At 65.9% G+C, this 12,239-nt stretch carries 13 protein-coding genes; 9 read left to right on the forward strand and 4 right to left on the reverse strand.

Features of this window, described 5'->3' with window-relative positions; genetic code table 11:
* On the forward strand, positions 1–1,461 hold a 1,461-nt coding region (glmU, locus tag Q0627_RS15640; protein ID WP_298811287.1), incomplete at its 5' end, for a bifunctional UDP-N-acetylglucosamine diphosphorylase/glucosamine-1-phosphate N-acetyltransferase GlmU.
* 52 nt (positions 1,462–1,513) lie between these two features.
* Complete coding sequence (locus Q0627_RS15645; protein WP_291016205.1) at positions 1,514–2,491, forward strand: ribose-phosphate diphosphokinase; 978 nt, start codon at positions 1,514–1,516, stop codon at positions 2,489–2,491.
* 3 nt (positions 2,492–2,494) lie between these two features.
* Here the strand turns inward: Q0627_RS15645 and Q0627_RS15650 are convergent, their stop codons facing one another.
* On the reverse strand, positions 2,495–3,100 hold the full coding sequence (locus Q0627_RS15650) for a hypothetical protein (RefSeq protein ID WP_298811289.1): 606 nt from the start codon (positions 3,098–3,100) through the stop codon (positions 2,495–2,497).
* Positions 3,101–3,181: 81 nt separating this feature from the next.
* On the opposite strand from Q0627_RS15650, the gene arsC reads away from it, so the two are divergent.
* Positions 3,182–3,523 carry an arsenate reductase (glutaredoxin) gene (gene arsC, locus Q0627_RS15655; protein WP_291017708.1) on the forward strand — a complete coding sequence of 114 codons (342 nt, stop codon included), beginning with the start codon at positions 3,182–3,184 and terminating at the stop codon, positions 3,521–3,523.
* A gap of 79 nt (positions 3,524–3,602) precedes the next feature.
* Here the strand turns inward: arsC and Q0627_RS15660 are convergent, their stop codons facing one another.
* Both Q0627_RS15660 and Q0627_RS15665 read right to left on the reverse strand, forming a co-directional pair.
* Complete coding sequence (locus tag Q0627_RS15660; RefSeq protein ID WP_298811292.1) at positions 3,603–4,034, reverse strand: DUF2752 domain-containing protein; 432 nt, start codon at positions 4,032–4,034, stop codon at positions 3,603–3,605.
* Between the two features lie 13 nt (positions 4,035–4,047).
* Positions 4,048–4,482 (reverse strand): NINE protein, encoded by a 435-nt coding sequence (locus Q0627_RS15665; RefSeq protein ID WP_291017702.1) that lies wholly within the window; start codon positions 4,480–4,482, stop codon positions 4,048–4,050.
* A gap of 309 nt (positions 4,483–4,791) precedes the next feature.
* Here Q0627_RS15665 and Q0627_RS15670 point away from each other — a divergent pair, with 309 nt between their 5' ends.
* The 6 genes from Q0627_RS15670 (at position 4,792) to Q0627_RS15695 (ending at position 10,966) form a co-directional block, all read left to right on the forward strand.
* A complete protein-coding gene (locus Q0627_RS15670) occupies positions 4,792–5,394 on the forward strand; it encodes a 50S ribosomal protein L25/general stress protein Ctc (protein WP_298811303.1) in 603 nt (200 codons plus the stop codon).
* A 12-nt stretch (positions 5,395–5,406) separates the two neighbouring features.
* Positions 5,407–5,973, forward strand: a complete 567-nt coding sequence (pth, locus tag Q0627_RS15675) for an aminoacyl-tRNA hydrolase (RefSeq protein ID WP_291017700.1) — start codon at positions 5,407–5,409, stop codon at positions 5,971–5,973.
* A 103-nt stretch (positions 5,974–6,076) separates the two neighbouring features.
* Complete coding sequence (locus tag Q0627_RS15680) at positions 6,077–7,117, forward strand: beta-ketoacyl-ACP synthase III (protein WP_291017697.1); 1,041 nt, start codon at positions 6,077–6,079, stop codon at positions 7,115–7,117.
* A gap of 74 nt (positions 7,118–7,191) precedes the next feature.
* Positions 7,192–7,647 (forward strand): hypothetical protein, encoded by a 456-nt coding sequence (locus Q0627_RS15685; protein ID WP_291017694.1) that lies wholly within the window; start codon positions 7,192–7,194, stop codon positions 7,645–7,647.
* Between the two features lie 354 nt (positions 7,648–8,001).
* On the forward strand, positions 8,002–9,207 hold the full coding sequence (locus Q0627_RS15690; protein ID WP_291017691.1) for an alkane 1-monooxygenase: 1,206 nt from the start codon (positions 8,002–8,004) through the stop codon (positions 9,205–9,207).
* 148 nt (positions 9,208–9,355) lie between these two features.
* Positions 9,356–10,966, forward strand: coding sequence for a peptide chain release factor 3 (locus Q0627_RS15695; protein WP_298811306.1), 1,611 nt, complete (start codon positions 9,356–9,358; stop codon positions 10,964–10,966).
* Positions 10,967–11,056: 90 nt separating this feature from the next.
* Here the strand turns inward: Q0627_RS15695 and Q0627_RS15700 are convergent, their stop codons facing one another.
* Complete coding sequence (locus tag Q0627_RS15700) at positions 11,057–12,058, reverse strand: enoyl-CoA hydratase/isomerase family protein (RefSeq protein WP_298811299.1); 1,002 nt, start codon at positions 12,056–12,058, stop codon at positions 11,057–11,059.
* Positions 12,059–12,239 lie beyond the last annotated feature (181 nt).

Consider the following 12,239-nt stretch of genomic DNA (forward strand, 5'->3'; position numbering starts at 1 on the left):
ATTGTGCTCGCGGCCGGAGCGGGCACCCGGATGAAGTCGAAAACCCCGAAGATCCTGCACCCCCTCGCCGGGCGCAGCCTGCTCGGTCACGCCCTGCACGGCGCGGCAGGGCTGAACCCGAAGCACCTGGTGACCGTCGTCGGGCACAAGCGCAGACGCGTCAGTGCCGCCGTCGATGAGATCGCCGCACAACTCGGCATCCCCGTCACCATCGTCGAGCAGCCCAAACCCCGCGGCACCGGGGACGCTGCCAGTGTGGGGCTCGGTGGCCTGCCCGCCGGCTTCACCGGCACCGTCGTCGTCACCGCGGCCGATGTACCGCTCCTCGATACCGCCACGCTCAACGCCGTCATCGCCACGCACATGGCAGGTCGCGGCGCCGCCGTCACCCTGACCAGCTTCATCGCCGACGACCCGACCGGGTACGGGCGCATCGTCCGCTCCGGCAAGTCGGTGAAGGCGATCGTCGAACACAAGGACGCGTCGAAGAAGCAACTCGGGATCACCGAGGTCAACGCCGGTGTGTACGCCTTCGACGCCGCCCTGCTGCGTCACGCGTTGACCAAGGTGTCCTCCGACAACGCCCAGGGCGAGTTCTATCTCACCGACGTCATCGCGATCGCCCGCAAAGCCGGCGGCACCGTGCGCGCGCACATCGTCGACGACCCGTACCTGGTCGCCGGCTGCAACGATCGTGCCCAGCTGTCCGATCTCGCCGCCGAACTGAACCGCCGCATCATCCGCGCACACCAGCTCGAAGGGGTCACCGTCGTCGACCCATCGAGTACCTGGATCGACGTCGACGTCGCCATCGCGCCGGACGTCACCATCGAACCGGGCACCCAGCTGCGTGGACGCACCACTATCGCCGAGGACGCCGTCGTCGGCCCCGACACCACCCTCACCGATGTCACGGTCGGCAGCGGCGCGCAGGTGATCCGCACCCACGGCAGCGAGGCGGTGATCGGCGACGGCGCCACCGTCGGGCCGTTCGCATACCTGCGTCCCGGTACGCAACTTGGAGAATCCGGCAAGATCGGCGCGTTCGTGGAGACCAAGAACGCCCGGATCGGCAACCACACCAAGGTTCCGCACCTGTCGTACGTCGGTGACGCCGAGATCGGCGATTACACGAACATCGGCGCGGCGAGCGTGTTCGTCAACTACGACGGTGTGAACAAGCACAAAACGGTGATCGGCTCCCACTGCCGCACGGGTTCTGACAATATGTTTGTCGCCCCTGTTCAGATCGGTGACGGCGTCTACACCGGTGCCGGAACGGTCCTGCGGGAAGACGTTCCGCCGGGGGCGCTTGCGGTGTCGGCCGGGTCACAGCGCATCATCGAGGATTGGGTGCCGCGCAAGCGCCCGGGAACTGCCGCAGCGAAGGCCGCCCTCGACGCCCTGCACCGCACCGGCGACGACGCAGAGTCCGACAATTCCACAAGCACCGACGCCTGACCCGGCACGACAGCCCCCACGCACCCCGACAGCCCCGAGTAGAAGAGATTCGATGTCCTGGACGACTGACAACCAGAAGAACCTGATGCTGTTCTCTGGCCGTGCCCACCCCGAACTCGCCCAGGCCGTCTCCGACGAGCTCGGCGTGAAGATCACGCCGCAGACCGCGACGGACTTCGCCAACGGTGAGATCTTCGTCCGGTTCGAGGAGTCGGTGCGCGGATCGGACGCCTTTGTGCTGCAGAGCTGCCCCAACCCGCTCAACCAGTGGGTGATGGAGGCGCTGATCATGATCGACGCCCTCAAGCGTGGCTCGGCCAAACGCATCAGCGTGATCTTGCCGTTCTACCCGTACGCCCGTCAGGACAAGAAGCACCGCGGCCGTGAACCGATCTCGGCCCGCCTCATCGCCGACCTGTTGAAGACCGCGGGCGCCGACCGCATCATCACCGTCGACCTGCACACCGACCAGATCCAGGGCTTCTTCGACGGTCCCGTCGACCACATGCATGCCCTCGGTCAGCTCGCGGGCTATGTCCGTGAGCACTACGGCACCGACAACATCTGCGTCGTCTCACCCGACGCCGGCCGCGTGAAGGTCGGCGAGAAGTGGGCCGACGCACTCAACGGCGCGCCGATGGCATTCGTGCACAAGACCCGCGACCCCGACGTACCCAACCAGATCAAGGCGAACCGTGTCGTCGGCGACGTGTCAGGTAAGACCTGCGTGCTGATCGACGACATGATCGACACCGGCGGCACCATTGCCGGCGCGGTGCGTGTGCTCAAGGAGGCCGGGGCCGGCGATGTCATCATCGCCACCACCCACGGCGTGTTCTCGCATCCGGCGGCTGAGCGGCTGGCCACCTGCGGCGCCAAGGAGGTCATCGCCACCGACACGCTGCCGATCCCCGAGGACAAGCGGTTCGAGAACCTGACGGTCCTGTCGATCGCCCCGCTGCTGGCGCAGACGATCCAGGAAGTGTTCGAGAACGGTTCGGTGACCAGCCTCTTCAACGGCAGCGCCTAGGACTCAGCCGGGGCGCCGCATCAGTACGAGGGCGGTGCCACCGGCGAGCAACAGCCCGACTCCTGCCGCCACACCGATACCGATGTAGCTCCTACTGCTGCTACTCGATCCCGGATCTCCGGCGGGCCTGGTGCCGCTGGTCTTGATCGGCGAGAACGCCGGACCCGCGTGGGCGATGAGAGCCGAGGTGTCGGCCGTCATGTTGTCGCACAGCGACGCTCCCCACTCGCCGGCTTTGGTGGTGACGCCACCCCCGGGCCAGCCGAGCACGATGGTCTGCGTCTGTCCCTTGGTCAGGGTGATCCCGCAGGCACCGGCAGGTGAGGCGCTGACGATGGTGATGATCTGGGGCATACGACGCTTGTAGCTGCGGGAGACGCGCACCACGCTGCGCGAACCCGTCGCGTCCTCGCGCACCGAGATCGGCGTGCCGACGATGATCGCACCGGCCCGGTCGGCGATCTGTTCGGCCGTTCCGGGCGCGCAGGTACAGGCGCATGCAGGATGTGTTCCGACGGTCGACGACAGCGCCACGCAGGCGGCGAGCCCCGCGATCAGCACAACGACCCGAGTCCACACGGTCCGGGATGTTCGGGTGAGATCGGCCATACCCGCCATCGTCGCCGAACCCGCGCGCCGCGCCCACTGTTCGCCGCCTATTGCTTCGGCCGAATGACTACCGTGGACTTCATGGACGCGACGATTTATCACAATCCGAAGTGCTCGACCTCACGCAACGCGCTCGCCCAGTTGCGTGAGGCCGGTATCGAGCCGACCGTCGTCAAGTATCTCGACACCCCGTACACACGAGAACAACTCACCGAGTTGCTGGCCGATGCCGGACTCACCCCGAGCCAGGCCGTCCGTAAACGGGAGGGTCTGTACAAGGAACTGGACCTGGCCGACAAATCCGATGAGGAGATCTTCGAGGCGATGCTCGAGCACCCGATCCTGGTGGAACGGCCATTTGTGGTGACCGTCAAGGGAACCCGGCTCACCCGGCCGATCGCGAAACTCGACGAGATCATCTGAGGATGCCGTCACAAACCCCACCGCACAGCTCCGGCATCGCAATAATCTCCTCGCCGGGGCCTATCGGTGGGGTTTGTGTTCAGAGTTCGGTGATCAACCTGACCACGGCATAGACCAGCCAGACGGCCAGCACCGCATATGTCAGCCGATGCCGGGCAATGGCCTCCAGCGCGGGCGCCGGCCGACTCCTGATCCGGCGCGCCACCACCACTGCCGTAAGCACCACGACGGCGACGATCAGCAACGGCCCGAAAATGTTGGCACCCAGCGCGGCGGCCCAGTCGCCGTGCATCGTATACACCCAGGATCGGGTCAATCCACAACCTGGACAAGACAATCCGGTCATCAACCGGAACGGGCACAGGATGGGCCCGTCCTCGATGTGTGCCGGTGATGCCACACTGGCGACCCCAATGCCCACGATTCCCGCGGCAGCCACCCACTCTGCACCGGACACCCGGGACAGTGAACGGGCCAGAGTGGGTGGCGTGGACGCGTTCGGCGCAGACATCGACCCGACCGGCTCAGGCCAGCGGACGGCCGTTGCTGTCGCGGAAGTTGCGCGTCGCGATCAGGATGATGTCGACCAGGTACCAGATGTAGAAGCCGCCACAGGTGAGCAGCTTCAGGATGCCCAGCCCGGTCTGGCCGACGTAGAAGCGATCCACACCGAAGTTGCCGAGGAAGATGGACAACAGCAGGGTGGTCAGCCATTCGGAGTTGGAGAACAAGCCCGGCACCTGACGTGCGGGAAAAGGATGCGGGCTGTCGGCGGACCTGACGAGAGTATCGCCCCGCAGCTGACCGGCGATCGCCATCTGCTGTAGTTGGGCATAGTCGATGGGCCCTTGTTCACTGCCCATCTGGTTGATGTAGAACAGCCCCGGAACCGGCTGATTCTGCTGCGGCGGCACGCCGAACTGGGCGTTCTTGTCGAATTCTGGCGGTTGATAAGTCATGAGCGCACATAGTAGTAGTTGCGTGGTGCGCAGTCGCGGGCGCGACGCAGGAGGCATCCGACCGGACGACACCGCACGTGGCGCTCATGTCAATCGAGGCGTTGGGCACGCGGTCGCCACCAGGCGGTCGGCGATGTGACTTTCACCCCGGCCGTGATCTAGCCTGGTTGACGTTGTCTCGGCGAGGGTGACCTGATCACCGTTATCGGCGCGGCCATCGTGACTCTCCTGCGAGATGCCTTCGCGCATCCCGGCGGTGTCCTGGTGTACGCGTTGTTCACCGCGGCAAGAACCGATCCCAAGGAGAGCATCATGTCGAACACCACCAAGCTCGCGGTCACCAACCGCTCCGGTAAGGGCAAGGGCGCCGCGCGCCGCGCCCGCCGCGAAGGCAATGTCCCCGCCGTGCTCTACGGCCACGGCACCGACCCGGTGCACCTGCTGCTGCCGGCCCGCGAGTTCGCCGCGGTCCTGCGCGCCAACGGCACCAATGCGGTCATCGACCTCGACATCGAGGGCACGAGCCAACTGGCACTGACCAAGCAGGTCGACGTGCACCCGATCCGCAGCTACATCGAGCATGTCGACCTGCTCGTGATCAAGCGCGGCGAGAAGGTCACCGTCGAGGTCAACGTCGTCATCGAGGGCGACGCCGCATCGGGCACCCTGGTCGTTCAGGACGCGAGCGTCATCGAGGTCGAGGCCGACGCACTGTCGATCCCCGAGCACATCGCCGTCAGCGTCGAGGGTGTGGAAGCCGGCACCGCCATCCACGCCGGTTCGGTCACCCTACCCGAGGGCGTGACCCTCACCAGCGATCCCGAACTGCTCGTCGTCGCCGTCAATGAGGCACCGCAGGGCTCCGACGAAGGCGATGCCGACGAGGCGGCCGCCGACGAAGCAGCCGAGTAGCTCGCATCTGAAGTGAAACTTATTGTCGGCCTGGGTAATCCCGGGCCCCAATACGAGAAGACCAGGCACAACGTCGGCGCGATGGTCGTCGACGTCCTGGTCGCCTCGGCGGGTGAGCGGTGGAAGGTGCACAAAAAATCCGGTGCGCAGGTCGCCACCGCCCGCCTCGCCGGGGAACCGGTCCTGATCGCCCGGCCCACCACCTACATGAACACCTCGGGTCAGCAGGTCGGCCCGCTGGCCAAGTTCTATTCCGTGGCGCCCGAAGATCTGATCGTCGTACACGACGAGCTCGATATCGACTTCGGTCTCGTCCGGCTCAAACGCGGTGGCGGTGAAGGCGGACACAACGGCCTGCGGTCGATCAGCGCGGTGCTCGGCACTCGCGATTACCTGCGGGTCCGCCTGGGCATCGGCCGGCCTCCGGGGCGGCAGGATCCGGCTGACTTCGTGCTCAAACCGTTTCCCGCCGCGGCAAAGGCCGACGTCGGACTTCTCATCGGAAACGGCGCGGAAGCGGCCGAGATCCTGGTCCGGCAGGGCCTAGAACCAGCCCAGAACATCGTGCACGCGTGGTGAAACCCGCCATCGGATCAGCGCGAATCGGCGATGCCGACCACCGGGCCTAGAATCATGTACCGATGACATCCGCATCGACGCGGACAGCAGCCTGGAGGTAGACGTGGCACAGATCGCAACCAAGACAGGGCAGCAGAACGTCGCGATGCTCGGCGTGGGTGCCTGCCGCCCCCAGCGCGTGATCACCAACGACGAGCTCTGCAAGACGCTGGATTCCACCGACGAGTGGATCTTCGAGCGCAGCGGTATCCGTTCGCGGCGATGGATCAGCGGTGACGAGTCCAACCGGTCGATGTCGGTGACCGCGGCTGAGCGGGCGATCGTCAACAGCGGTATCGACCGGTCGACGATCGACTGCGTCATCCTGGCCACCAGCACCTGGCCCACGATCACCCCGCACGGCGCCCCGTCGGTGGCCTCCGACCTCGGTATCAACGGTGTGCCCGCCTTCGACCTCGTCTCCGGCTGCGGAGGCTTCTGCTACGGAGTGTCGGTCGCGAGTGCGCTGATCAGTGCGGGCAGCGCCACCAACGTCCTGCTCATCGGTTCCGAGACCATGTCGCTGAGCCTGGACGTCACGTCGCGTTCGACAGCCTTCCTGTTCGGCGATGGCGCCGGCGCGGTGGTCATCGGTCCTGCCGAGGAGAACGGCATCTCCCCGACCGTGTGGGGCAGCGACGGTGAGAACGCCGCGGCCATCGGGCAGACCATCAACATCCCCGACTTCATCAACCCGGAGATCAAGGACAAGCCGGGGATGTTCCTCACGATGGAAGGCCCGCGTGTCTTCCGGTGGGCGGCGATCACCCTGCCCAAGGCGCTGTCGGGCGCACTCGATGTCGCGGGCCTGCACGCCGACGACATCGAGGTGTTCATCCCCCATCAGGCCAACGGCCGCATCAATGAGCTGATGAAGAAGAACCTGCGCCTGCGCGACGACGTCCCGGTCGCCAACGACATCGAGTTCACCGGCAACACCTCCGCCGCGTCGATTCCGCTGGCCATGGAGGAGATGCTCGCCACCGGCAAGGCCGAAGGCGGGCAGACGGCGCTGATGCTCGGCTTCGGCGCCGGCCTGTCCTACGCCGCGCAGGTGGTGACGTTGCCGCCCGCGCCGAAGATCACAAGTTTCGACGATCAGTAGATTTCACTCCATACGGACAGGTTCGGGTCCATGCTGGGAGATAGACCACTTTCGTCTTCCAGGAGGGCCGAGATATGCATCCCAGTACCCGGCAGCACAACAGTGCCCGACGCGTCGGTCGCACCCGGCAGGTCGCGATCATGGCGGCCTCCGTCGGTTTCGTCGGTGCGGTCGCGATTGTGGGCACACCCCCGGCACATGCCGCGGCACCACCGACGCTGCGGGTGGGCCTGTACAACGGCCCCGACGACTGGACCGGCTGGCAGTCGTCCGTCGACACCAAGAACAACCGCGATTGCCGGATGAGGGTGGCAGCGCCGCCTGCCGCAAAGTTGAACAGGAACGCCCCCATCAGTGGCAAGGGCAACTACGCGTGGCCGCAGAACTTCATCCCCGCCGGCCAGTATCGGCTGCAGGTCGTCTGCCCGACCGCCTCCTCACCGGCGATCAGCTTCTATTCGCCGCGCAGTCCGTTCAACGACGCGCGAACGATGTTCAGCAACTACACACGGGGTGTGTTCGGCATCTGACCGGGCGCGCCGGTCATCTGTGCGCCACACGGGCCCGACGCGACTGACCTGGCCGAAAGGTCAGGTAGACGACCACTGTGATATTCATTGCATCCAAGCACCGCTCCCACTTACCGGTAGGTAACAAAACCCCAGGACACGCCAGGCCGAGAGTTCTCAGAAGCCCGTCACCCGCCCCATATCCCCCGAACCTGTGCCACTTGTTCGGAGGAGTCTTGGTAACGCCGTCTTGACAGTTCACGATGTTCGACCAAGATAGGGACGTACGCCTCTAGGGGGCGTGACCCCCTGTTCGATCAACCACCGTTTCGATGATCCACCGTGTCCGGTCTGAGTCCGTGGGAGGAACTCTGTATGCGCGCTCGTAAGCCACGCCTTCGTGCGTCGGGCAAGCGCGAGAACGGCACAGGCATCTCGTCTGCAACCCATCCCGAGTGGCGCGACCCGCATAAGGGCCTGTGGCTGGCGGGACTGGTCATTCCGCTGACCCCGTTCATCGCCTGGGGGCTCGTCTCGTTGCTCGGCCCGGGTGTCTTCTGGCTGGCCGGACTGCTGACGATCGCCGTCGTCCCGTCGCTGGACCGCTTCTACGGACCCGACCGCAGCAATCCGCCGGACGAGATAATGAAGCAGTTGGAGAACTCGCGCTACTACAGGTGGTGCCTGGTTCCCTACATTCCACTCCAGTACGCGGGGCTGGTCCTGGCCTGCTACCTGTGGACCAACGCACCGATGGGCGTACCCGAACGCATTGCGCTGGCCACCACGGTCGGCGTTGTCGGCGGACTGGCGATCAACGTCGCCCATGAGCTCGGCCACAAGCGCACGAGCCACGAGCAGTGGCTGTCGAAGATCGCGCTCGCGCAGACCTGCTACGGGCACTTCTACGTCGAGCACAACTACGGTCACCACATCAGGGTCGCCACCCCCGACGACCCGGCGAGCGCACGTTTCGGCGAATCGTACTGGCGATTCTGGCCGCGCACGGTGTCCGGCACGTTCAAACTCGGCTGGCAGATCGAGAGCAAGCGGCTGCGGCGCCAGGGTAAGAGTGTGTGGACTCTGCGCAACAACGTACTCAACGCATGGGCGATGTCGGTGGTGCTGTACGTCGTGCTCATCGCGGTGTTCGGCTGGGCGGTGGTGCCGTACCTGATCATCCAGGCGGTGTTCGGGTTCTCGTTCCTGGAGATCGCCAACTACATCGAGCACTACGGCCTGCTGCGTGAGAAGCGCCCCGACGGCAAATACGTCAGGGTCGCCCCGCAGCACAGCTGGAACAGCGACTTCGTGATGAGCAACGCCATTCTGTACCACGTGCAGCGGCACAGCGATCACCATGCGCATGCCGGGCGCCGGTACCAGACACTGCGGTCGTTCGGTGATTCCACCCCGCAGCTACCCGGTGGCTACGTCTCGATGGGCGCCTGTGCGCTGATTCCGCCGCTGTGGCGCCGCGTCATCGACCAACGGCTCCTTGACTACTACGACGGCGACATCACGCGGGTCAACCGCGGCCATGTCGAGGATCCCGATCCCGTCGCCGATCGCGTCGCCTAGATTTGTCCGTGTCCTAGATTTGTCCGTCTCATCGACGGGCAAGTAGCCTCGTCGGGTGAGCACTGAAGGTCAGACGAGCACCGACCTCGCAGGTTCGCCGCTTCGCGGTGGGGACCGATCGGGCGGCGGGGGCGACGAATCGGGCCGGGTGGCCCGCGAGGTGCGCCGCCGCCGGACATTCGCCATCATCTCCCACCCCGACGCCGGCAAGTCGACGATGACCGAGGCGCTGGCGCTACACGCACGCATGATCAGCGAGGCCGGCGCCATCCATGGCAAGGCCGGGCGCAAGTCGACGGTGTCGGACTGGATGGAGATGGAGAAGGCACGCGGCATCTCCGTCAGCTCCACCGCGCTGCAGTTCAACTACTCCCCTTCGGGTTCGCCCGCGGCACCGCCGGCCGACCCCGACGCCACCTTCGTCATCAACCTTGTCGACACCCCCGGCCACGCCGACTTCTCCGAGGACACCTACCGAGTACTGACGGCCGTCGACGCGGCGGTGATGCTCATCGACGCCGCCAAGGGTCTCGAACCACAGACGCTGAAACTGTTCCAGGTGTGTCGCCATCGCGGCATCCCCGTCATCACCGTCATCAACAAGTGGGACCGCCCCGGCCAGACACCGCTGGAGCTGATCGACGAGATCACCGAACGTATCGGGCTGATCCCCACGCCGCTGTTTCTGCCCGTCGGTATCGCCGGCGACTTCCGCGGTCTGCTCGACAGGCAGACCGGTGAGTACGTGGCCTTCACCCGTACCGCCGGCGGCGCGAAGATCGCGCCCGAGGAGATCATGGACGCCGACTCCGCGTCGATACGCGAAGGCGACGAGTGGGAAACGGCCCTGGAGGAGAGCGAACTGCTCTCCGAGATGGGACAGGACCACGACCAGGAGATGTTCCTGGCCGGGCAGACCTCGCCGATGATCTTCGCCTCGGCGATGCTCAACTTCGGGGTGCGTCAGTTGCTCGAGGCGCTGGTCGCGCTCGCTCCCGCCCCGACCGGACGTACGTCGGTGAGCGGCGACGTCCGCGAGCCCGTCGACCCGTTCAGCGCTGTCGTGTTCAAGGTACAAGCCGGCATGGACACCAGCCACCGCGACCGGCTCGCGTTCATGCGCATCGTGTCCGGCGAGTTCGAACGCGGCATGGTCGTCACGCACGCGCAGACCGGTAAACCGTTCGCAACCAAGTACGCACAGGCGGTGTTCGGCCGTGACCGCTCCACGGTCGACCGTGCCTACCCCGGTGATGTGGTGGGTCTGGTGAACGCGATGACACTCGCCCCCGGCGATTCGCTGTTCACCGGTCCCAAGGTGCAGTTCCCGCCGATCCCGTCGTTCGCACCCGAACACTTCTCGTCGCTGCGGGCCACCACCGCCGACAAGTACAAACAGTTCCGCAAGGGGATGGACCAGCTCGACAGCGAAGGCGTCGTCCAGGTGCTGCGCAACGACCTGCGCGGCGACATGGCACCGGTGCTGGCCGCCGTCGGCCCGATGCAGTTCGAGGTGGTCACCGCCCGGCTCAAATCCGAGTTCAACGTCGATACGGTGATCGAGGGTCTCGGCTACTCGCTGGCCCGGCGCACCGACGAGGCGAGTGCCGCCGAACTGAACCGGCAGCGCGGCGTCGAGGTGTTCACCCGCACCGACGGCGCCCTGCTGGCCCTGTTCAGCGATAAGTGGCGCCTGCAGTTCGTGGAGAAGGAACACCCCGAGCTGACGCTCGCCCCGCTGGTGGCGGCAGCCGACTGACCTTCTGCGGACAAAAACCGCCCGGGAGAGCGCGGCCGCCGCGTATACACATCGACGGCCCGCTCGTGGGCGGTTCTTGGCCTCGGTCAGCTACTCACCGACGATGCGGCGCACCTCGGTCTGGTCGACGGCGTCGATCGCGGCCGGGGTGAACGAGGGGTTGCGGTCCTTGTCGACGAGCACCGCCCGCACACCTTCGGCAAAATCCGGGGTGGCGCAGATGCGGGCGCCCGCGCGTAGTTCCCGGTCCAGGCATTCGGCCAGGCTCGACGACTTCCCCGCCTCCAGCAGCGCCGCGGTGACCCACAGGCTGGTGGGTGAGGCGTTCCCGAGCAGCTCGAGCATCTCCTGCGCCCAGTCGTCGCCGACCGCGCCCTGTAGCCCTCCGACGAGGGCGTTGAGGTCGGAATCGCTGAAGTACTCGGCGATGCGGCGCAGCGGCAGATCGGATTCGACCGGGGCCGACCGTGGGCGCAGCGCATCCCCCAGCGAGACCCCCGCGCGGATGTCGCCGGCGAGTGCGGGCAGATCGGCGGCCTTCACGTGGTGCGTGGCCAACCCGACGGCGACGGCGTCCGCACCGTGCAGCCGGGCACCGGTCAGGCCCAGCCACAGTCCGACGCCGTCGGGCAGACGTGGCAGGAAGTAGGTGGCGCCGATGTCGGGGAAGAACCCGATCGCGGTCTCGGGCATCGCGATCAACGCGTTTTCGGTGACGATGCGGATCTCACCGTGCACCGAAATGCCCAGTCCCCCACCCATCGCCGCGCCGTCGATAAGTGCGACATACGGTTTGGGATATTCAGCGACCAACTGATCGAGCCGGTACTCCGCGGTGAAATACGCCTCGATGGCCTCCGGTTCACCGTCGAGCGCATGCTGCCGGATGGCGCGGATGTCGCCGCCGGCGCAGAACGCGCGGGGATGCGTCGAGGTGACCAACACCGTTTCGATCGCATCGTCATCGCCCCAGGTCAGCAGGGTCTGATACATCTCGTCGATCATGCTCTGATCGAGCGCGTTGAGAGCTTTCGGCCGGTCGAGGATGATCTCGCCGACCCCGTTGGCGACGGTGGTCCGGATGAACGACATGCCTACAACGCTAGTAAATCGGTGGTTACGGCGCAGCGGCCGGTCTACCGTGGGGACCCGTGAGTCCAGGGGCCTGACCGCTCCGGGGTGTGACAACACCCGGACCACAGCCATCTGTCACCGGCCCTAGTACTACAGCCGGACTTAGCGATTTCATGTTTGTGACCTGCGGTTTTGGTGG

The organism is uncultured Gordonia sp., assembly GCF_937858515.1.
Lineage (GTDB): Bacteria > Actinomycetota > Actinomycetes > Mycobacteriales > Mycobacteriaceae > Gordonia.

What these genes read in the sequence shown, in the direction of transcription:
- Q0627_RS15700 (WP_298811299.1), bottom strand. Translation starts at nt 12,058, where the DNA reads ATGTCGTTCATCCGGACCACCGTCGCCAACGGGGTCGGCGAGATCATC.
- Q0627_RS15690 (WP_291017691.1), top strand. Translation starts at nt 8,002, where the DNA reads ATGCGCGCTCGTAAGCCACGCCTTCGTGCGTCGGGCAAGCGCGAGAAC.
- Q0627_RS15645 (WP_291016205.1), top strand. Translation starts at nt 1,514, where the DNA reads ATGTCCTGGACGACTGACAACCAGAAGAACCTGATGCTGTTCTCTGGC.
- arsC (WP_291017708.1), top strand. Translation starts at nt 3,182, where the DNA reads ATGGACGCGACGATTTATCACAATCCGAAGTGCTCGACCTCACGCAAC.
- Q0627_RS15685 (WP_291017694.1), top strand. Translation starts at nt 7,192, where the DNA reads ATGCATCCCAGTACCCGGCAGCACAACAGTGCCCGACGCGTCGGTCGC.
- Q0627_RS15665 (WP_291017702.1), bottom strand. Translation starts at nt 4,482, where the DNA reads ATGACTTATCAACCGCCAGAATTCGACAAGAACGCCCAGTTCGGCGTG.
- Q0627_RS15650 (WP_298811289.1), bottom strand. Translation starts at nt 3,100, where the DNA reads ATGGCCGATCTCACCCGAACATCCCGGACCGTGTGGACTCGGGTCGTT.
- Q0627_RS15660 (WP_298811292.1), bottom strand. Translation starts at nt 4,034, where the DNA reads ATGTCTGCGCCGAACGCGTCCACGCCACCCACTCTGGCCCGTTCACTG.